The sequence below is a fragment of the Vicinamibacterales bacterium genome, assembly GCA_035699745.1.
Lineage (GTDB): Bacteria > Acidobacteriota > Vicinamibacteria > Vicinamibacterales > 2-12-FULL-66-21 > JAICSD01.
In genome coordinates this window covers 1-18,059 of sequence record DASSPH010000014.1, presented here as the reverse complement: position 1 = coordinate 18,059, position 18,059 = coordinate 1, and the positions used below count along the sequence as shown (strand labels likewise).

17 protein-coding genes are annotated in these 18,059 nt (G+C 68.8%); 4 read left to right on the top strand and 13 right to left on the bottom strand.

All coding sequences use genetic code 11. The features are described 5' to 3' along the window. Nucleotides 1-397 precede the first annotated feature (397 nt). From VFK57_02210 to VFK57_02195, 4 genes are all read right to left on the bottom strand, one after another. Nucleotides 398-1,009, bottom strand: a complete 612-nt coding sequence (locus VFK57_02210; protein ID HET7694496.1) for an outer membrane beta-barrel protein — start codon at nucleotides 1,007-1,009, stop codon at nucleotides 398-400. A 177-nt stretch (nucleotides 1,010-1,186) separates the two neighbouring features. Continuing rightward, on the bottom strand, nucleotides 1,187-1,564 hold the full coding sequence (locus VFK57_02205; protein ID HET7694495.1) for a hypothetical protein: 378 nt from the start codon (nucleotides 1,562-1,564) through the stop codon (nucleotides 1,187-1,189). A gap of 36 nt (nucleotides 1,565-1,600) precedes the next feature. Then, nucleotides 1,601-2,164, bottom strand: coding sequence for a phytanoyl-CoA dioxygenase family protein (locus VFK57_02200; GenBank protein HET7694494.1), 564 nt, complete (start codon nucleotides 2,162-2,164; stop codon nucleotides 1,601-1,603). A gap of 133 nt (nucleotides 2,165-2,297) precedes the next feature. Then, a complete protein-coding gene (locus VFK57_02195) occupies nucleotides 2,298-2,624 on the bottom strand; it encodes a hypothetical protein (protein HET7694493.1) in 327 nt (108 codons plus the stop codon). Between the two features lie 282 nt (nucleotides 2,625-2,906). Between VFK57_02195 and VFK57_02190 the strand changes: the two genes are divergently transcribed. After that, nucleotides 2,907-3,791 carry an HNH endonuclease signature motif containing protein gene (locus VFK57_02190; GenBank protein ID HET7694492.1) on the top strand — a complete coding sequence of 295 codons (885 nt, stop codon included), beginning with the start codon at nucleotides 2,907-2,909 and terminating at the stop codon, nucleotides 3,789-3,791. A gap of 12 nt (nucleotides 3,792-3,803) precedes the next feature. Further along, a complete protein-coding gene (locus VFK57_02185; GenBank protein ID HET7694491.1) occupies nucleotides 3,804-4,136 on the top strand; it encodes a hypothetical protein in 333 nt (110 codons plus the stop codon). A gap of 93 nt (nucleotides 4,137-4,229) precedes the next feature. Here VFK57_02185 and VFK57_02180 read toward each other — a convergent pair whose 3' ends face one another. From VFK57_02180 to VFK57_02165, 4 genes are all read right to left on the bottom strand, one after another. Next, nucleotides 4,230-6,152, bottom strand: coding sequence for an ankyrin repeat domain-containing protein (locus VFK57_02180; GenBank protein ID HET7694490.1), 1,923 nt, complete (start codon nucleotides 6,150-6,152; stop codon nucleotides 4,230-4,232). Nucleotides 6,153-6,160: 8 nt separating this feature from the next. Further along, nucleotides 6,161-7,558 (bottom strand): DUF1552 domain-containing protein, encoded by a 1,398-nt coding sequence (locus VFK57_02175; protein HET7694489.1) that lies wholly within the window; start codon nucleotides 7,556-7,558, stop codon nucleotides 6,161-6,163. Between the two features lie 8 nt (nucleotides 7,559-7,566). Then, nucleotides 7,567-10,032, bottom strand: a complete 2,466-nt coding sequence (locus VFK57_02170; protein ID HET7694488.1) for a DUF1592 domain-containing protein — start codon at nucleotides 10,030-10,032, stop codon at nucleotides 7,567-7,569. A 331-nt stretch (nucleotides 10,033-10,363) separates the two neighbouring features. Then, complete coding sequence (locus tag VFK57_02165; protein HET7694487.1) at nucleotides 10,364-11,155, bottom strand: creatininase family protein; 792 nt, start codon at nucleotides 11,153-11,155, stop codon at nucleotides 10,364-10,366. 46 nt (nucleotides 11,156-11,201) lie between these two features. Between VFK57_02165 and VFK57_02160 the strand changes: the two genes are divergently transcribed. Then, nucleotides 11,202-12,038, top strand: a complete 837-nt coding sequence (locus tag VFK57_02160; GenBank protein HET7694486.1) for a hypothetical protein — start codon at nucleotides 11,202-11,204, stop codon at nucleotides 12,036-12,038. 4 nt (nucleotides 12,039-12,042) lie between these two features. On the opposite strand, the gene VFK57_02155 is transcribed toward VFK57_02160, so the two are convergent. The 3 genes from VFK57_02155 to VFK57_02145 are packed head-to-tail and all read right to left on the bottom strand — an operon-like array spanning nucleotide 12,043 to nucleotide 14,969. Next, nucleotides 12,043-13,095: an alpha/beta fold hydrolase gene (locus tag VFK57_02155; protein ID HET7694485.1), complete on the bottom strand. Its 1,053-nt coding sequence runs from the start codon at nucleotides 13,093-13,095 to the stop codon at nucleotides 12,043-12,045. Continuing rightward, nucleotides 13,095-13,556: a DUF1801 domain-containing protein gene (locus VFK57_02150; protein HET7694484.1), complete on the bottom strand. Its 462-nt coding sequence runs from the start codon at nucleotides 13,554-13,556 to the stop codon at nucleotides 13,095-13,097. Before VFK57_02150 ends, VFK57_02155 begins: the two co-directional genes overlap by 1 nt. A gap of 3 nt (nucleotides 13,557-13,559) precedes the next feature. Further along, nucleotides 13,560-14,969 carry an amidohydrolase family protein gene (locus VFK57_02145; protein ID HET7694483.1) on the bottom strand — a complete coding sequence of 470 codons (1,410 nt, stop codon included), beginning with the start codon at nucleotides 14,967-14,969 and terminating at the stop codon, nucleotides 13,560-13,562. Nucleotides 14,970-14,992: 23 nt separating this feature from the next. On the opposite strand from VFK57_02145, the gene VFK57_02140 reads away from it, so the two are divergent. Further along, nucleotides 14,993-15,262 carry a DUF2277 domain-containing protein gene (locus tag VFK57_02140; protein HET7694482.1) on the top strand — a complete coding sequence of 90 codons (270 nt, stop codon included), beginning with the start codon at nucleotides 14,993-14,995 and terminating at the stop codon, nucleotides 15,260-15,262. On the opposite strand, the gene VFK57_02135 is transcribed toward VFK57_02140, so the two are convergent. Further along, nucleotides 15,238-15,969 carry a helix-turn-helix domain-containing protein gene (locus VFK57_02135; GenBank protein ID HET7694481.1) on the bottom strand — a complete coding sequence of 244 codons (732 nt, stop codon included), beginning with the start codon at nucleotides 15,967-15,969 and terminating at the stop codon, nucleotides 15,238-15,240. The two genes, VFK57_02140 and VFK57_02135, sit on opposite strands and share 25 nt — an antisense overlap. Before the next feature lie 33 nt (nucleotides 15,970-16,002). Further along, nucleotides 16,003-17,988 (bottom strand): S9 family peptidase, encoded by a 1,986-nt coding sequence (locus VFK57_02130; protein ID HET7694480.1) that lies wholly within the window; start codon nucleotides 17,986-17,988, stop codon nucleotides 16,003-16,005. Between the last annotated feature and the right edge of the window lie 71 nt (nucleotides 17,989-18,059).

Genomic DNA, 18,059 nt, shown 5'->3' with positions numbered 1-18,059 from the left:
GGGGCGGGTGGGTGAACGCACCGGCTGCGCGGGTGGTTGCGACGCCGTCTGGGCATTGAGCAGTGCGAAACCGGCGGCGGTGACGAGGCTGAGAGCGAAAAAGTGGCGTCGCATCGGCACACTCTAATACAAGATCGCGAGACACTCGGCGCCCGGCGGCGTATCATTGCCTCCGCCATGCGCGGCCTCATCGTCTCGCTCGCTGTCACGCCGTGGCTGACGCTCGCGGCCGGCGGCGTGGTGGCTCGAATCCAACGGGAAGGAATATCGCGGCCGCCGCACTGACGGCACGTACTTTCGTCGGCGTGTTCAACGAAACGGTGCGCTACGACGGCGTGACGCGTGACGCGGCCGGGATCCTCGACCGCGTCATCGACTCGCTCTGCTGGCGAACCCGCTAGAACCGGAAACCGATCCCGACCCGCACCTGGTTCACCTTGTACGGATTGCCCGCATTCAGCGCCGAGGTGATCGCGTTGCCGGACGAGATCTGCTTGTAGCGGTAGCCGAAGTCCACCGACACCGGTCCGCCCTGCAGGACGACACCGGCGCCCGCTCCGAGCATCGGCTCCGTGCGATTGAGCGCGTTCAGCGCCGTGTTGACGACCGCGCCGGCGGTGCCGCCGATGCCGGAGATTCCGGCGTTCAGCCGCGCGAAGCCCGCGGTCGCTTCCGCATAGGGGCGGACCGCCGAGTGCGGCGACGCGATGAAGCGGACGCCGCCTTCACCGTAGAACGCCGAGACGCTGACGCCGACGTCGGTGAAGTCGAGCAGATCGAACAGCGGCGACGAGATGTCCGCGAGGCGCCCTGCTTCGCCGACCAGCTGAATGTGATCGGTCAGCCCGACACCGACGCGGCCGCCGAACGTCGGCGACGCGGCGCTGCCGAACGTCGAGGTGCCGACGGTGAGCCCGCCGAAGCCCTGGATGTCGTTGTTGCCCGACTGCGCGTGGGCCGCCGCGGGCCATACGAGCAGAGCGGCGCCGAGAAGCATCAGTTTTCGCATGAGTGCAGACACTCCCTTCTTGCTGCCTCACGATTCAGCAACGGGGGTGCCACGCAGGTTCTGCGAAAAACAGGCCGGAAAAGGCGCGCCTGCGCCGGCGGCCGCTGGCAGGTGGCCTCTGCGGATGACAGCCCGGCGGTTGGCCGTCTGGGAACTGGGAGTTGGCTCGGTTCCGCGTCAAGGCAGCGGTCGCATCTCCTGGATCGAGACGGCCAGCGCCGCGTGCAGCCAGCGCGTCGGAAACTCGCCGGGGATGTAGAGCTCCGGCCGGGTGTTCTCGTCCGCGACCTCGACGAGGACCCATCCGTCGCCGCGCTTGCTCTTGATCACGAACGTCTGCGGCGGGCCGCCGCCCGGCCAGGTGAACGCATAGCGCTTCCCGACGGTGAGGAACGCCGGCGTCGCCAGATGGATCGAGGTGCCGGCGGCAAGCGTGACTTCCTCGGGCGTGGAGGCGCGGACCGCCGGTGCGCGCAGCGCCACCAGCGCGACGGCGGCAAGCGTCATCGCGAAACCGAACGCGACGAGACGGGCGAACGGACGAGGGGCTGCCATGAAGGATCTCTCCTTCAGGCGCTGGCAGTATTCAGACTATCCCAGCAGCGTCCTGGTTGGGAACTGGCCCGGTTCTGCGATCGCCAGCCGGATTCCTGAAAGCTCGAGCGACGCCGCGTACTCGATGTGCAGTACGCGCCGCGGTCGTTCGCCGGTGGCCTTCGAAGACGCGTGGATGACCAGCGGGCGCATCGCGATCACGCCGCCACAGGCACAGATGCAGTCGACAGGCGCGATCGTTCTCGCCAGCCGCTGCACCTCGATGTCGTGGAGGACACCGCGGTCGTGGGTCGAGGGCAACACGCGCAGAGGGCCGTTGGCCAGCGTCGAGTCGTCCAGATGAACGCGAAGCGCCACAACCTGCTCCAGCGCCGCACCGGGCGCGATCGCATAGAGCTGCCCTGCCTTCGTGGACCACGGCCCCCACTCTGGATCGTCGGTGCGCGCCATCACCGGCAACGATAGATCCTGGTGCCACGCAACAAGCCAATTCGACGCTGGTGACTTGTCAAAGAGCGTGGCGCGGAATGGGGTCGCAGCGGCGCCGACGTACGGCTGGGCGAGATGGTGGAGCCGGGGATCATCGGCGAGGACGCGCACCGCGGGAACGCTGAGGACGTTCGGGCTCCGGCGCGGCTGCGCGCGAGCGCTGCCCTCTCCAACTCGACGCCGAGTTGACGCATCTCTTCGACAGCGAACACCTGAGGATGCACGGAGAAGCCGCGGGGCGCCGTCATCGCTTTCGCAACTCCCCGAGTGGGGCAATCACAAGGCCTGCTTGCGTGCAGGTCCAGTGGCCGTCGACGAGCCAGAGCGGGTGGTTCGGGTGGTGCGGGCAGGCTGGCCAGGTGACGTCGATGAACTCGTCATGGAGGCGCTGCTGCACGGTCTCGACGACGCGGTTCCTATAAGCATCGCTCCCGCACAACAGGCGCGCACGCGCCGCGGCGTCGACGATCAGATCATGGCAGTCCGTCGCGACCGTGGCCGCCACGTCTCGATCGAGCAGCTCGACGATCCGTCGTTCGTCGGCATCCGAGATGCCTTCTCCGCTCTTCATTGCCCTCCGCGTCGCGGCACAGTTCCGACGCTACGTTCGATCGTCTCTGCGCGAACACGGAGCAGCGTATCGCGCCGGCATGGGAGTACGCAGCCTCTGCGATCCGCGCCGCTGCGCCGGTGCGCAAGGAACGCGCGACTGCGGATGCAAATGCGAACGCTGGTGCGAATTCTGGAACAATTTCGCGGGAACCACCTTGGCAGCCGGACTGCAAGAGCGCTGACGCCGACGGTCATCACTCGCCCACTCGCCCCGGGGCGAGTGATACCCCGGCAATCCGTCATGACTGACAAGTACTCGATATTCGCCGAGTTGAGCGACGACGCACTTCTGAACCGTCTGAGCGCTCTTGTGGCGCGCGAGCGGGAGGCGACGGCCGAACTGGTCGCCGCGCTGGTGGAGACGGAACGGCGCAGGCTGTACCTTCCCATGGGTTTCTCCTCGCTCTTCGTGTACTGCACGGCGGTCCTCCATCTGTCCGAGCACGCCGCCTACAACCGGATCGCAGCGGCCCGTGCGGCTTCTCGCTTCCCTGCCATCATCGACCGGCTTGGCGAAGGGTCGCTTACGCTCTCGACGATTCGGCTGCTCGCACCTGTGCTCACATCGGCCAACCAGACGCGAATGCTGGAGGCGGCGCACGAAAAGAGCAAACGCGAGGTCGAGCTGCTCGTCGCTGCCGAGCGACCGCGGCCTGACGTGCCGACGCTCGTCTCGGCGATCCCCTCGTCGCCGGGTCGTTTCGTCTTTCAGTTCACTGCGTCCTGCGAGTTTCACGCCAAGCTCCGGCGCGCTGAGGCGCTCATGCGCCACACCTTCCCGGATGCCGATCCGGCGAAGATCCTGGAACGGGCGCTCGATCTGTTGTTGGCGTCTCTCGAGAAACACAAGCTGGCCTCAACGGAGCGGCCGCGAGCACTCGTCCCGCAGCCGGCACGCACTCGCCATATCCCCGCAGCCGTCAAACGCGAAGTCTGGAAACGTGACAACGGTCGTTGCGCCTTCGTCGGCACGTCCGGCCGGTGCGGCGAAGAAGCCTTTCTCGAATACCACCACGTCGTCCCCTTCGCCGACGGAGGATCGGCAACGACCGGGAACATCGAGCTGCGGTGCCGGGCCCACAACACCTATGAGGCTGACCGGATCTTCGTGCCCCCGCTGGAGTGAGAGGAGCGAGAGATGTTGATCAAGATCCACGGCGGCACCCGCGTTCAGGAAGCGCAGAATCTCTGCGAACGGTGCCGTTGCGCACGCATCGTTCGTGGCCGGCGGCTCGACGAAGAGATCGTCTTCTGCAGCGCGATGGCGATGGAAGCCGTGCGCATCGATTTCAAAGTCACGTCGTGCACGGACTACGTCGACGCGACGACGCCGTCTTATCAGGAGCTGGTGGAGAAAGCGTGGATCCTGGCGCCGAAGACGAAGCGACGTCCTGCCGGGTTCGTGCGCGGCTCCGACCTCGAACCCGAGGAACTGATGCACTTCCTACGGGAACCCGGCCGCCGCGAGTGAGCGCGGAGCGCACGTAGCGGACATCAGCCGTCCGTCAGCAGCCCTCGGCGGGGAGCTGGGCGTTGGGCGTTGGGCGTTGGGAGTTGACGCGACTCAGCTACACGCCTTGCACTTGCCGTTGTTCTTCGCACCCAGCTTCACCAGGAGCGCGATCGCCTCGGGATACGGCTCGATGCGCGAGACCGGACTGTTCGCCATGTCGGCGGTGGTTTCGCCGGCGCGGTTCACCGCCTTCACGTCGGCCCCTTTCGACACCAGGTACTCGATCATCGGCACGTCGCCGCGGGCCGCGGCATGGTGCAGCGCCGTGTTGCCTTCGTGGTCGCGGCCGTTGACGTCGGCGTGCAGCTCCTCGACGAGATACGTCACCGCCGGCAGGAACCCGCCGGGCGCGGTGCGATGCGAGTTGCCGGCGAACCCCTCGCCATAGCCCGACCCCGCGGCTGCCTGCAGCGGCGGAATGCCCGGGCCGGCAATCGGGACCGGCGGCAGCCCGGAGATGTCTTCGATCGTCTCGCGGCCGGCGGCGTCGCCGGTGCGCGGCCGGCCGGCCGGCTTGATCGTGGGGACGTTCGGATCCGCGCCGTTTGCGACGAGCAGCTTCATCGCCTCGACGTCGGCGGCATACGCGGCGCGCCAGAACGGCGTCGCGCCGATCTCGTCGACGCCGAGCAGCGGGAAGTTGTATTCCTGGTACCAGACCTTCTTGGTGAGACGGACGTTGGGATCGACGCCCTTCTCCAGCAGCTTCTTCATCAGCTCGAGATAGGTCAGCTTCTGCTGCAGGTACGTCCGCGGCTGGGGATAGAGCGCGCGCGGCGCCCACTGCACGTTGAGCGCGGCGTAGAGCGGAGTCACGCCGTTGTCGCTGGCGAGCGACGGATTGGCGCCGCGCTCGAGCAGCGCCGCCGCGAGATCGAAGTGCCCGTTGATGACGGCGAGCAACAGCGGCGAGGTGCCGTCGCCGCCCGTCGGCTGGTCGATCGGCGCGCCGGCGTCGAGCAGCGCCAGGGCGCTGGCCGCATCCCCTTGGCGGACGGCGAACAACAGCGCCGTGAGCCCGCCCTGGCCGTTGATCAACTCGGCATAGGTGTAGGGGCGCGACACGCCGGCGATGCCGGCGGCTGCGCCGCGGCCGCCGCCGCGTCGGCCGCCCTGCGCGGCGTTCGCCGGTGCGCTGCTCTGCGCGTCCCCCTGGCCGGGGGCGCCCGGCGCAGGCGCGCCTGACGGCGCGGGCATCGCCGGCGTCGCCGCCTGGCGGCCTCCCGGCGCCGGCACCGGTGTCGATCCGGGCGCCTGGCCTGCGTTCGTCGAAGGAGCCGGCGCCGAGCCTGTCGAGGGGCCCTGCCCCGAGCCTGTCGAGGGACGACCGGCGCGTCCCGCCGCGACCGCGGCAAGGTACGCTTCCTCCTCGGGACTTGGCGGTGCGGCGCGCAGGCTCACCACCTTGGTGGCGATGTTGATGTCCGCCTTCGCCGCGATCAGGGCGCGGACGACGTCGGCGCGCCGGTTCGCGGCGGCGAACATCAGCGCCGTCTCACCGCGGGTCGGTTCCGCGGCGTTCACCTCCGCGCCGTGCTTGATCAAGGCGTCGACGGCGGGCACCTGCCCCGCCGCGCTCGCCAGCATCAGCGCGGTCACCCCGGCGCTGGTCGCCGTCTTCACGTCCGCGCCGGCGGCGGCGAGCGCCTCGATGACCTCCGCGTGCCCGTTCTGGCTCGCCAGCAGCAGCGGCGTATAGCCGCCGAGCCTCGTCGCCGCGCGCACGTGTCCGCCGGCGGCGAGCAGCATGCGCACCATCTCGAGATCGCCGCGCCGCGCCGCCCAGTGCAGCGCGGTCATGCCGTCCCCCTGCGCGGCGTTCACGTCCTCGCCGGCGGTCAGCAGGGCGCGCACCGCGCGGACGTCGGCGCTCATCGCCGCGTCGGCGACCCTCGCCCCGTCGGCCGAGACGTGGATCGACATCGCGGCGCACGCCGCGAACGCGGCGGCCCGCGCGAGACCTCTCAATCGCATCGCCAACCTCAGACGGGTGTCTGTACTTCGTTCAGGTCCATCACCCCGGTGCTGTCGCCGAACGCCGCCATGTCGTCGAGGCCGAGGCCGTGGAGCATCCCGAGCATCGCGTTGGCCATCGGCGTGCCGTCGGCCGCCTTCAGGTGCAGGTTCCCCTTCAGCATGCCGTTGGCGCGGCCGGCGAGGAACAGCGGGCAGCGCTTGTGGTTGTGGGTGTTCGAATTGCCCATCGGCGATCCGTAGATCACGAGGGTCTTGTCGAGCAGGGTCTGATCCCCCTCGTGAATGCTCTTCAGCTTCTCGAGGAAGTACGGCACCAGGCCGACGTGGTACTTGTTGATCTGCGCGAACTGCGCCACGCGCTGCTCGTTCTCGCCGTGGTGCGACGCCGGATGGAACGGCAGCGGCGCGCCGCTCTCCGGATAGACGCGCGCGGACCCGTCGCGACCGAGCTTGAAGGAGAACACGCGGGTGATGTCGGCCGCGAAGGCGATCGCCTGCAGGTCGTACATCAGCTTGACGTGCTCGCTGAACGAGTCCGGCACGCCCATCGGCGCCCCCGGCAGATCGCGCGGCTCGCCGCTCGAGTTGTAGGACTCGACGCGCTGAATGCGGCGCTCGATCTCGCGCACCTCGGTGAGGTACTGATCGAGCCGGCGGCGGTCCGCCGGGCCGAGCCCCTTCGTGATCCGCGCCACTTCGGCGGTGACCCAGTCGAGAATGCTGCGATCGGTGCGCCGGTTGGCGGCGCGCTCCGCCGGCGTCGCGCCGACGCCGAACAGCTGATCGAACGCCGCGCGCGGATCTCTGATCATCGGCAGCGGTTCGCTCGGGGTCGCCCAGCTGATGGTGTCGGTGTAGACGCAGGCGTAGCCGTAGGCGCAGCCGCCGGCCTGATCCACGTTCTCGATGCAGAGCTGCATCGAGGGAATCGGGGTGTCCTGCCCGAACCGCCTGGCGTACATCTGATCCATCGAGATCCCGACGCGCACGTCTGAGCCCTCGGTCTGCTTCGGGTGCATCTGCGTCAGGAACACCGCGCTCGAGCGGAAGTGATCGCCGCCGATCTCCGGCGTCGTGATCGCTTCCGCCCCCTTGCAGTCGGTGTTGCTGATGATCGTCAGGTAATCGCGGAACGGCTCGAGCGGCGAGAGGCTGCTCGGCGAGAGATCGAAGGCGCGCCCGACCGCCGCCGGCGACCACAGGTGCTTCGCCAGGCCGATCTGCGTGCTGCCGGCGGCGCCGTGCACCTGTTCGATGCACGCCAGCCGCGTCTTCCCCGCGGCCGCGGTCCTGGCGAGCGCGGTGCGCGCCGGCACCATCGCGTCGAGGAACGGCAGCGCGATCGTCGCCCCCATGCCGCGCAGAACCCGGCGCCGCGAGATGTGCCTTTTCTCCAGATACATGTCTGTCCTCAGTGCCTGGCGTTGCGGTTGACGGCGGCCGCGGAATCGACGGTGACGTTGTCCGGCATCCGGCTCATGCGGAAGGCGGAACTCTTCACGATGCCGGCGACGAACGACGAGAAGCGATGGCGATCGCGCGCCGCGTCGCGGACGATCCGCCGCACCACCGGCATGTCGAAGTACTCGAGCCGCCGCCCGAGGCTGTAGGCCATCAGGTTCTCGGTGAAGGTGCGCAGCACGACGTCCTTGTGGCGGATCATCGCGGCGCGGAGGCCGGTCGGTCCGCTCAACACCGTGCCGTCGTACAGCGTGCCGGACGCGTCGATCGGAGTGCCGCCGTCGCGGATCCGCCACATGCCGATGACGTCGAAGTTCTCCAGCGCCAGCCCGATCGGATCGATGACGCGGTGGCACGACTGGCACGCCGGCTTGCTGCGGTGCTCTTCCATCCGCTCGCGCACGGACAGCAGCCGCGATCCGTGCGAGTCTTTCGTCTCTTCGAGCGCCGGGATGTTCGGCGGCGGCGGCGGCGGCGCCATCCCGATCAGCACCTCCAGCACCCATTTGCCGCGCAGCACCGGCGACGTCCGATCGGCGACCGACGTCATGGTGAGAATGCTCGCCTGCCCGAACAGGCCGCGCCGGTTCGGATCGGCGATCGAAACGCGGCGGAACGTCGGCCCGGTGACGTTCGCGATGCCGTAGTGCCGCGCCAGCCGCTCGTTCACGAACGTGTAGTCGGCGGACAGCAGATCGAGCACATCCCGGTCCTCGCGGACGACGCTGTCGAAGAGCAGCTCGGTCTCGCGCCGCATCGCGTCCGCGAGCGTGGCGTCGAACTGCGGATACAGGCGCGCGTCCGGATGGATCTTGTCGAGGTCCTGCAGCCGCAGCCACTGCGACGCGAAGCGGGTCGAGAGCGCCGCCGCGCGCGGATCCGCGAGCATGCGGCGGGCCTGCTGCTCGACGCCGGCCGGCGTGGCGAGCGCGCCCCGCTTCGCCGCGGCCATCAGCTCGTCGTCGGGGCCCGCGCCCCAGAGGAAGAACGACAGCCGCGACGCCAGGTCGGCGCCGTTCAACGGGTACGCCTGTCCGGGACGGGCGGTCGCCGGCGCCTCCTCGAGGCGGAAGATGAAATGCGGGCTCGCCAGCAGCGCCTGCAGCGCCGTGCGGATGCCCGCTTCGAAGCCGCCTTTCGCGCGTTCGGTCTTGTAGAAGGCGAGCAGCCCGTCGAGATCCTCCGTGCTCAGCGGCCGCCGATACGCCCTGGCGCCGAGCGTGGCGACGATCTTTGCCGCGCATTCGATCTCTTCGTCGGCCGAGAGCGGCCGGCAGACGAACACGCGCCGCCGGCTCGGCGTGTCGGACACGCCGGTCACGCGCGACGGACCGACGACGGCGAATTCGCGCAGGTGCGGAAGCGTCGTGACGCCCGAGATGCCGCTGCCGATCTGCGTGTCCGCCAGCGTCTGCTCCACCGGCGCCAGCAGATCGTCCACCGGCGCGTCCGTCCGCTGGATGAAGGCCGCGGAGACGCGCTGCGGGCCGGCCTTGACCAGGATGGGCGGCGTCTGCAGGTTCATGCCGTTCGGGTCCGACTCGCTCATCCGCTGATTGATGTCGAGGACGGCGGCCCGGTAGCCGTTCACCGAGACTTCGATCTGCTCGCCGCGCGCCGCGCTGCCATAGAGCTGCCCGGTGGGGATCGAGTGCAGCATCATGCGGAACGTGTACTCGCCGTCGGCGGGGAAGTTGTGGATTACCGAGATCCCGCCGCGGGTGCCGAACGGCGCCCCGTCGACGTGCGCCAGCTGCGAGGCGATGCGCGGGATCTTGTAGATCGTCGAATTCGGGCTGGCGTCCGGATCGCCGATCGCCAGGCGGCTGACCTGCGAGGCGGCCCGCAGGTACCCTTCGAGCAGCGTCGCCGAGATCGACTGCACGTCCGCGATGTTGTCGAAGTTGTGGCTGATCGTGTCGGGGGGCAGGAAGGTGGCGACGTCGACGTCCAGGCCGAACATGTCCTTGATCGCCTGGGCGTATTCGGCGCGGTTCAGGCGCTGGAACGTGCGCTGCCCGGGGTTCGGCCTGGCATCCGCGGCGGCGTCGAGCCTGGTTTCGAGCGCCGCCGCGAGCGCGTCCAGCGCCGTGTCGGGCGGGCGCTCCTCGCCCGTCGGGGGCATCATGTGCGCCCGCAGCTTGCGCACGATTTTCTCCGCGACCGCCGGGTTCGCCCCGGCCTTCTCGGGCTCGAACGCTTCGAGCGTCAGCTCCCCTTTCTGCTTGTCGTCGTCGTGGCACTGCAGGCAGTACTGCTCGATGACCTGACGTCCGGTGATCGGGGGGGCCGGACTGTGCGCCGCCACCGGGCGCAGCGGACCGGGAGCGGAGGATCGCGCCGCCGGAGCGGTCGACAGCGCCACGACGCCCGCGGCCACGCCGGCGCCGAAGAGGGTGACGAGCGGAAGGCGCATCCTGAGCCGAGAGTATACGGTCTGCCCCCCGGCGGCGGCACCCCAAATCGGGGGTCAGGTCTGCGATCCGGCAGCCGCCGCCGTCCCATGGTGCCAGGTCTGCAAACGGGCAAAAGCCTAGGCTTGGAGACCTGACCCCGGTTGTGGCCGGTTCAGAGACCTGACCCGCACGCCGCGTGGGGCCAGGTCTGCAAACCGGCAAAAAGCCTGGGCTTCCAGACCTGACCCCCGGAAGGCGCCGGTTCACAGACCTGACCCCGGTGGCGCCGGTTCACAGACCTGACCCCCGGCAGGCGCCGGTTCACAGACCTGGCCCCCGGCGGGCGCCGGTTCACAGACCTGGCCCCGGGCGGAGCAGCTGCTGGATCTGGCGGACGGCGTACTCGACCTTCATCTCGAACACGCGCTTGCCCAGCTCGGCGGTTGACGCGCGGCCGTCCCCGGTCACGCCGTTGCCCGGCTCACCCTGCGGGCGCGCCACCGCGTTCTTGATCTCCTGCTTCCGCACCCAGCCCTTGTCCCCGCCCAGATACAGCATCTCGGAGGTGTCGCCGATGGTCGCGTGGCCGCCGGCCGGCAGGTTCTGCGATTTGAGATAGGCATCGAAATCCGCCATCCGCTTCGCGTAGACGTCGTCGCAGTAATACACGTGGACGCCCTGCGGCGCGTACTTCTCGTTCAGCTTCGCGGCGGTGTCGCGGTAGACGTTCGGCTGGCCGCCGCCGTGATCGCCCATGAGAATCACGTTGCGGAAGCCGTTGACGATCGCCTGCTCGCTGATGCGCTCGAGGAGCGCGGCGAGCAGCTCGTTGGTCAGCCCGATGGTCCCGGGCAGCGCGGCGCTGGCGTTGTTCGGCGTGTAGGGCAGCACCGGCAGCGCAATCGCGTTCCCCAGTTTCTGCGCGATGGCCTTCACCGTCTCGCGCGCCATGAGGTTGTGGCCGCCGTTGACGTTCTGCGGGCCGCGATGTTCGGTGCCGCCGGTGTAGACGAGCGCCGTCGTCCTGCCGGATGCGATCGCCGCTTTCAGCTCCGGCCACGTCATCATCTCGAGTTCCACTTCCCTGACGGACGCCTGCTGGCTGGACGCCGCCAGCAGGAGAGCGAGCGCGAGCATTTTCATGCGCGTAGCTTACAATGCCAGCGCCCGAGTCCGAGGTCCGGGATCGATGCCCGCAAAAATCGTCGCAACCGGATTGTCGCTGGTGCTGATCGGCGCCGTCCAGCAGCAGCAACCGGCGCCGCCGGGGCGCGCCCCGCAGCCCATCGTGCCGGTCGCCGTGACGGCCATCACGGCGAAACCGGACGCATTCGTCGGCGGCATGGTGTCGCTGACCGCCGCGGTCCGCGAACGGCTGGGCGACACGGCGTTCTCGCTCGTGCAGGGCCGCGGGAAGGCCGGGGCGGACGATCTGCTGGTGCTCGCGCCGCTGCTGACCGCACCCGTCCAGCAGGGCAGCTACGTCACGGTGATCGGCGAGGTGATCCGGTTCGAACAGGCGGACGTCGCCGCCAGGATGAAGGATGCGGCGCCGCGGTTGCCGGCCGAGGCGATCGCGAAGTATCGCGGCCGCCCGGCGGTCGTCGCCACCTCGATCATCAACGGCGCCATGACGGATCTCGCGAAGCGGCTGCCGCCGCCGATGTCCCCCGAAGAACAGGCGCTCAGCCGTCAGATGAAGCAGATCGGTCCGGCGTTCAACGCGCTGCGCCAGGCGGTGACGGCGTCGAACGCCGCAGACGCCGCCGCCCAGGCCGGGGTGATGAACAAGGCATTCGGTGAAGCGGCGGCGTTCTGGAAGCCGCGGCCGCATCCCGACGCCATCCAGTGGACCGAAGACGCGAAGCGGGAAACCGCCGCGATCGCCGCCGCCGCCGGCCGCAGCGAGTGGGACGCGGTGAAGGCATCGGTGTCGAAGACGCAGACCTTCTGCCAGGAGTGCCACGGCCGCTTCCGCGAGCGCCTGGACGACGGGACCTACCGCTTCAAGCCGCCCGCGCGCTGACGCATCACCGCTCGGAGGCCTGGAGCAGCTCCACCAGATGGTGCTTCCACACCGCCGCGAGCGTGTGCGTGCCGTGACCGGCCGTGCGATCGGTCAGCGGGATCATCACGAACCGTCCCTTCCGGACGCGCGTCATCTCCTGCTCGAGCAGGCCGATCTCCGGCGGATTGACCAGATCGTCGGCTGAATTGATCGCGAGCAGCGGCGCCGCGATCTTCTCGAGCCCCGGTCCGGGATCGTAGTCGAACGACGATTCCAGCGCGTAGAGCTGATCGTTGGCGTCGCCGGTGCGGAGCCAGTTGGCGACGTAGTCGTCGATCTCCTTGTCGGCCTGCGCCAGCGTCGGCGCACGCCGGTGCCGGATCACCGGGTTGCTGCTCACCAGCCACAGCATCTGCGCCGCGGTGCGCGCGCTCTGCGGCTGGCGGGTGTAGTTGCCGCCCTGCCACTCCGGATCGTTGCGAATCGCGTCGATCGCGACGCGGCGCCAGACGCGGTTGCGCCCGGAAATCTGTCCCGGCACGCTGGCCAGCGGCAACAGCGCGTCCATGAAGTCGGGCCAGCGCTCCCCCCACAGCCACGTGTGCATGCCCCCCATCGAGGTGCCCATCACCAGACGCAGGTGATTGACGCCGAGCCCTTCGGTGAGCAGCCGGTATTCCGCCGTCAGCATGTCCTGGTAGCCGTAGCGCGGGAACTTCGCGCGCAGGCCGTCGCTCGGCTTGCTCGATCTGCCGTGCCCGATGTCGTCCGGCATGACGATGTAGTACTTCGCCGCGTCGAGCGGCTGCCCCGGCAGGAACAGCTCCCCGGCGAACCCACGGCCGGCGAACTGTCCGCCGCTCCCGCCGGTGCCGTGCATGATCAGCACCGCGTTGGTGACGATCCCCTGCGCGTTCTTCCGCGGCGTCCCGAGCGTGCGGTAATGGATGCGCAGCTCCGGCAGCGTCTCCCCGGAGTTGAAGCGGAAATCTTTGATCACGAAGTCCGCTTCCGCCGCCTGCGGCAGCGGCGGCGGGGTCTGCAGCAGCAGCGAGAACAACAGCGGCGCGATCATCATTTCCCCTTTGCCGTCTTCTTCCGGCTCTCGCGGTAGTGCGCGATGTAGGCGTCCATCGGCGTGGCGGCGACCACCTGTCCGACGACGTCGAGCGGCAGATCGTCGAGCGACTTGAAGTGCAGGCAGGACTTGCCCATGTCGAACTTCTTGCCGCGCTTCTTGAACTCGCCGGCCAGCCATTTCTTCTGTCCGGGGTTGCCGTACACGCTCATCAGGTACAACGTGTAGGAATTCTTCTGCGCCGCGATGGCGGCATAGCAGAGCGGCTGCCCGTTGTAGGTGTCGGGCAGCGCCTTCAAGGGCACCGCGTAGGTGATCGCGCCCCAGCCGATCTGCTCCTTGTAGCCTCTGGGCAGGTGCTGCCTGACGAGGGACCGCACCTTGCGGACGACAGCGCGCCGATCCTCCGGCAGCGAATCGATGTACTCAGCGACGCTCTTCGCGCTGTTCTGGAACATGGCTCACCACAACCCTGCCTTTCCCGAAACGGATGCGATCAGCTTGGCGGGATCGAAGCCGACCCCCTGCTTGAACACGGTCTCCACTTTGCGCACCTCGGCGATCGTCCTCGACGGATCGCCGTCGATCACCACCAGGTCCGCCTGCTTTCCGGGCGCGATCGATCCGACGCGCGCCTCCCGCCCGAGGTACGTCGCGCCGTTGAGCGTGCCGATGCGGATCGCCTCCACCGGCGTGAACCCGGCCTCGACCAGCAGCTCCAACTGGCGCTGGTTGGCGAAGCCGGGGACGACGCCGCCGCCGCCGGTCGGATCGGTGCCGGCGATCAACGTGCCGCCGGCGCGGACGAACGCGCGCTCGAGGGCGAGCGCCTTCGGAAAGAGCGTCGTGTAGATCGAATCCTTGTTCTGCGCCGTTCGGCGATGGCTCGCCTCGAACTGCGCCTTCAGCTCGGGCAGCAGCACGTCGAGCCCGGGCGGCAGCGGCCGGCCCGGCGTGAAGGTCTCGAAGACGGTCAGCGTCGAGGTCAGCGCCACCTTGCGATCGATCAGCGTCTTGATCAGTGTTCTGAACGGCGCGCTCTCCGGATCGAGCGCCGCGATGGTGCGCTGCCCCGCCCCCTGGCCGGGGCAGACGTCGGGCTGCTTGCCGGGAACGAAGTCGGTCGCGGCGAGGAATCCGTGCTCGAGATTGTCGATGCCGATCTCCGCCGCCTCCGCGTACGTGACCGAGCACAGGTGTCCGGTGATCTTCAACCTGCGCGCGTGCGCCTCCTCCACCGCCGCCCGCAGCTGATCGCGGGTGATCTGCATGTACGCCTTGAACGACGTCGCACCCATGTCGGCCCAGTAGGCGACGTGCTTCCGCGCTTCGGCGGCGTCCTTCATGTCGCGCATCTGCACGAACCCGTTCGGACCGTTCAGATACGGCGCGGTCGCGTCGATCGCCGGACCCGGCTGCGTTCCCTGTTCGATGAACTGTTTCAGCTTCAGGTCCATCAGGCCATTCACGTTGCCGCCGGTCCTCATCGTCGTCACACCGCCGGCGAGATACAGGCGAATGAAGCTGGCGCCGAGCTGGCCGTAGACGCCCGATCCGGACGGGTAATAGAGGTGCTCGTGCACCATGACGAGCCCGGGCATGACCGACTTGCCGGCGAGATCGATCGTCGTCGCGCCGGCGGGGACGGCGATTCGCGCCGCGTCGCCCACCTCGGCGATGTTGCCGCCGCGAATGATCAGCGTCTGTTTCTCCCGCGCCGGCGCGCCGGTGCCGTCGATGACGCGGGCGTTGGTGAGCGCGATCACCGCCGCGTCGACCTTGATGAACGAGCGGGTCAGATTCGAGAATTGCGGCGGCTGCGCCGCGGCGAGGACGCCGGCGGCGAGCAGCAGCAGAGTTCGCAGCAGCATGGCCGCCATACTACACTGCGGGTATGTGCCGGAACATCAGGCCGCTGTTCAATTTCGAGCCGCCGGTGACAGACGACGAGGTGCGGGCGGCGTCGCTGCAGTTCGTCCGCAAGATCAGCGGCTTCACGAAGCCGTCGAAGGCGAACGAGGAGCCGTTCAATCGCGCCGTCGACGAGGTGGCGGCGGCGGCGCGCCGCCTGATGGACTCGCTGGTGACGTCGGCGCCGGCGCGCGATCGTGAGGTCGAGGCGGAGAAGGCGCGGGCGCGCTACGCCGAGCGCTTGGCGCGCTGAATCTCGGCGTACTCGGCGAGGCGTTCGCCCCAGCGCTCGATGCAGCGGACGTCCTCGGTGGCGGCGAGCAGCGCGCGCTCGGCCACCATGCGCAGCGTGACCGCCGGTCCGCCCGGCCGTCGCGGTTCGATCGACAGCGCGCGTTCTCCCACCGTCGCACCGCGCACGCCGCCGAAACACACGTAGTAGCCGCCGGCGAGCAGCAATCCCATCACCGCGAACGCCCCTCCCGAATCGCGGAGCGCCGCCACCGGCACGATCAGCAGCGTCAGTGCGGCAACGATCATGGCGAGCAGCAGTCCGGCGATGACGCACGCGTCGATCGCCGCCGCCGCGAGATGGCGCCATCCGGGGAACGCGGTATCGCCGGCGAGATCGTCTGCCGGCTGGTCCCGCGATTGCGGCGGCTCGGCAGGGCGCGCCCGCAGGCCGCGGACCCGCGCCAGCGCCGCGATCGGCTCGTCCACGGGCGTCAGCAGCGCTTCGCATTCAGCCAGGATCGCGGCGCCGTCGAACCCGAACGCGCTGGCGAACGCCTTGATCGCGGCGCGTCCGTAGATGCCGGGCGGCAGGGCGGCGAAGCGGCCGTCCTCGATCGCCCGCAGATTCTCCTGGCGCACGCCCGTGCGCCGGGCCAGCGCCGCGAGATCTTCACCGGCGGCCAGGCGCGCGTGGCTGAGCTGCTTCGAGATATCGATCGTTCCCATCGATCCGCCTATCGACGGGGGGGCGGCGAATGTTTAGTGAGCCGTTCCGGAAATACCCCAGATGTACTTGTCGAACCAGTCGAGGTTGTGCTGCATCACCGCCCGGCTCGACCTGGGCTTGCTCGGCCCGTGGCCGATGCCCTCGAACCCCTTGTAGATAATCAGCTTCGAGGGAGCGCCGACATCCTGGAGGCCGCGGTACAACTCGAAGGCGTTGGGCGTCGGGACCCGCGCGTCCGCCGATCCGTGCTGGATCAGCGTGGGCGTCCTGGCCCCTTTGATGTACGTCATCGGCGACGTCTTCGCATAGATGTCCGGATCGTCCCACGGCGTCGCTTTCAGGTAGTGGCGGGTGAACTGCGTGATGTCGGTGTTGACGTAGTAGGTCATCCAGTTCGAGATGCCGGCGCCCACGCTCACCGCCTTGAAGCGCGCGCTGTCGTGGGTCGTCAGGTACGCCGAGATGTAGCCGCCCTGGCTCCAGCCCATCGCGCCGACGCGATCGCCGTCCGCGATGCCCAGCCCGATCAGATGATCGATGCCGGAAAGGACGTCCCACGCGTCGCCGACGCCGAGATTGCGCACGTTGAGCGAGCGGAAGGCCTCGCCGTAGCCGGCGCTGCCGCGATAGTTCGGTTCGAGGACCAGCGCACCCTTCGCCGTCCAGATGTCGATCGGATAGATGTTCGTGCTGCTGAACGCCGTCGGCCGCGACACCGCGGTCGGTCCGCCGTGAATGACGACCAGCAGGGGGTACTTGCGCCCCGGCTGGAACCCGGCGGGCTTGTGCAGGACGCCTTCGATGGTCGCGCCGTCCTTGCTCTTCCACGAGATCACCTCGTGCGCGCCGTTCGACCACCCGCTGACCTGGGCGCTCATGTCGGTCAGCTTGCGCGGCGCCAGCGCCGCGGCGACCGGGGCGACGTAGATCTCGGCGAGCGTGGACGCGTCTGCCGCGGTGAATGCCGCCCACCTGCCGTCGGGCGTGAGGCTGAACCCGGATCCGATCCACTGCTCCGCCGGGGTGTATTTCCGGATGGCCTTCGTGGACGGGTCGACGCTGAACAGGTACGACCACGTGCGCTGCGCAGCGCTGAAGAACAACCCGCCGCGCGTCCAGTCGACGATCGAGGGATTCTCGTCGAACGACGCGGTCAGCGCTTCGATGCGGCCGCCGGCTGCCGGGATCACCGCGATGACGTAGTTGAGAAACGAGTACGGCTTCTTCATCAGCGAGCCGAACGCGATCTGCCGGCCGTCGGGGGACCAGACCGGATTGGAGTCGGGTCCTTCCTGATCGACGAGCTTGCGGAGCGATCCGTCCGCGACCGTCACGATCGAGATGTCGGCGGTCGCGCCGCTGGTGTTGGCCGGGTTGATCCGGTGATCGAAGGCGATTTCCTTGCCATCCGGCGACCAGTCGAAGGAGCCGACGGTGAAGGCGCCGCTCGTCAGGCGGCGCGCCTTCTTCGACCCGACGTCGAACACCCACAGGTGGGACATCCGGTAGCCTTCGCCGATCACGTCGAACTCGCCGTACGTCTTCTCGCGATCCTTGTCGGCGTCGGTTCGCGGATCGGTGGAAACGTAGGCGATCGCCTTGCCGTCGGGTGACCACGCGAACGCACCGATCCCCTCCTCTGCGGCAGTGAGCTTGCGCGCCTCGCCGCCGCGCGGATCGATCAGATAGATCTGCCGCTTGTCGTCACGGTCGGTGGCAAACGCGAGGGCGGCGCCGTCGGGCGACCAGGCCGGCGAGGTGCTCGACTTCTTCGGGTGGCTGGTCAGCTGGCGCAGCGCGCCCGTCTTCACCTCGGCGAGCCAGATCTCGGTATGGTAGTTGTTGTCGTCCCAGTTGGTGTCGCGCACCGTGTAGGCGACGAACTGCCCGTCGGGGGAGATCGCCGGCGACCCGGCGCGCTTGAGCGATATCAACTGATCGATCGTCGGCGTCCGGGACGGTGCCGCCGCCGCGGCCGAGAGCAGCAGCGCCGCGACACAGATTCTGACTCGTAACATCGGCGAGCTCCTGGTGAGCCCCGAGTATAGGCCCAGAGCCGGCTCGCCGAATACAGCCAACGGCTCGCGCC

Coding starts and splice junctions, on each gene's coding strand:
- VFK57_02210 (HET7694496.1), bottom strand. CDS start 1,009: ATGCGAAAACTGATGCTTCTCGGCGCCGCTCTGCTCGTATGGCCCGCG.
- VFK57_02205 (HET7694495.1), bottom strand. CDS start 1,564: ATGGCAGCCCCTCGTCCGTTCGCCCGTCTCGTCGCGTTCGGTTTCGCG.
- VFK57_02195 (HET7694493.1), bottom strand. CDS start 2,624: ATGAAGAGCGGAGAAGGCATCTCGGATGCCGACGAACGACGGATCGTC.
- VFK57_02190 (HET7694492.1), top strand. CDS start 2,907: ATGACTGACAAGTACTCGATATTCGCCGAGTTGAGCGACGACGCACTT.
- VFK57_02185 (HET7694491.1), top strand. CDS start 3,804: ATGTTGATCAAGATCCACGGCGGCACCCGCGTTCAGGAAGCGCAGAAT.
- VFK57_02180 (HET7694490.1), bottom strand. CDS start 6,152: ATGCGATTGAGAGGTCTCGCGCGGGCCGCCGCGTTCGCGGCGTGCGCC.
- VFK57_02175 (HET7694489.1), bottom strand. CDS start 7,558: ATGTATCTGGAGAAAAGGCACATCTCGCGGCGCCGGGTTCTGCGCGGC.
- VFK57_02170 (HET7694488.1), bottom strand. CDS start 10,032: ATGCGCCTTCCGCTCGTCACCCTCTTCGGCGCCGGCGTGGCCGCGGGC.
- VFK57_02165 (HET7694487.1), bottom strand. CDS start 11,155: ATGAAAATGCTCGCGCTCGCTCTCCTGCTGGCGGCGTCCAGCCAGCAG.
- VFK57_02160 (HET7694486.1), top strand. CDS start 11,202: ATGCCCGCAAAAATCGTCGCAACCGGATTGTCGCTGGTGCTGATCGGC.
- VFK57_02155 (HET7694485.1), bottom strand. CDS start 13,095: ATGATCGCGCCGCTGTTGTTCTCGCTGCTGCTGCAGACCCCGCCGCCG.
- VFK57_02150 (HET7694484.1), bottom strand. CDS start 13,556: ATGTTCCAGAACAGCGCGAAGAGCGTCGCTGAGTACATCGATTCGCTG.
- VFK57_02145 (HET7694483.1), bottom strand. CDS start 14,969: ATGCTGCTGCGAACTCTGCTGCTGCTCGCCGCCGGCGTCCTCGCCGCG.
- VFK57_02140 (HET7694482.1), top strand. CDS start 14,993: ATGTGCCGGAACATCAGGCCGCTGTTCAATTTCGAGCCGCCGGTGACA.
- VFK57_02135 (HET7694481.1), bottom strand. CDS start 15,969: ATGGGAACGATCGATATCTCGAAGCAGCTCAGCCACGCGCGCCTGGCC.
- VFK57_02130 (HET7694480.1), bottom strand. CDS start 17,988: ATGTTACGAGTCAGAATCTGTGTCGCGGCGCTGCTGCTCTCGGCCGCG.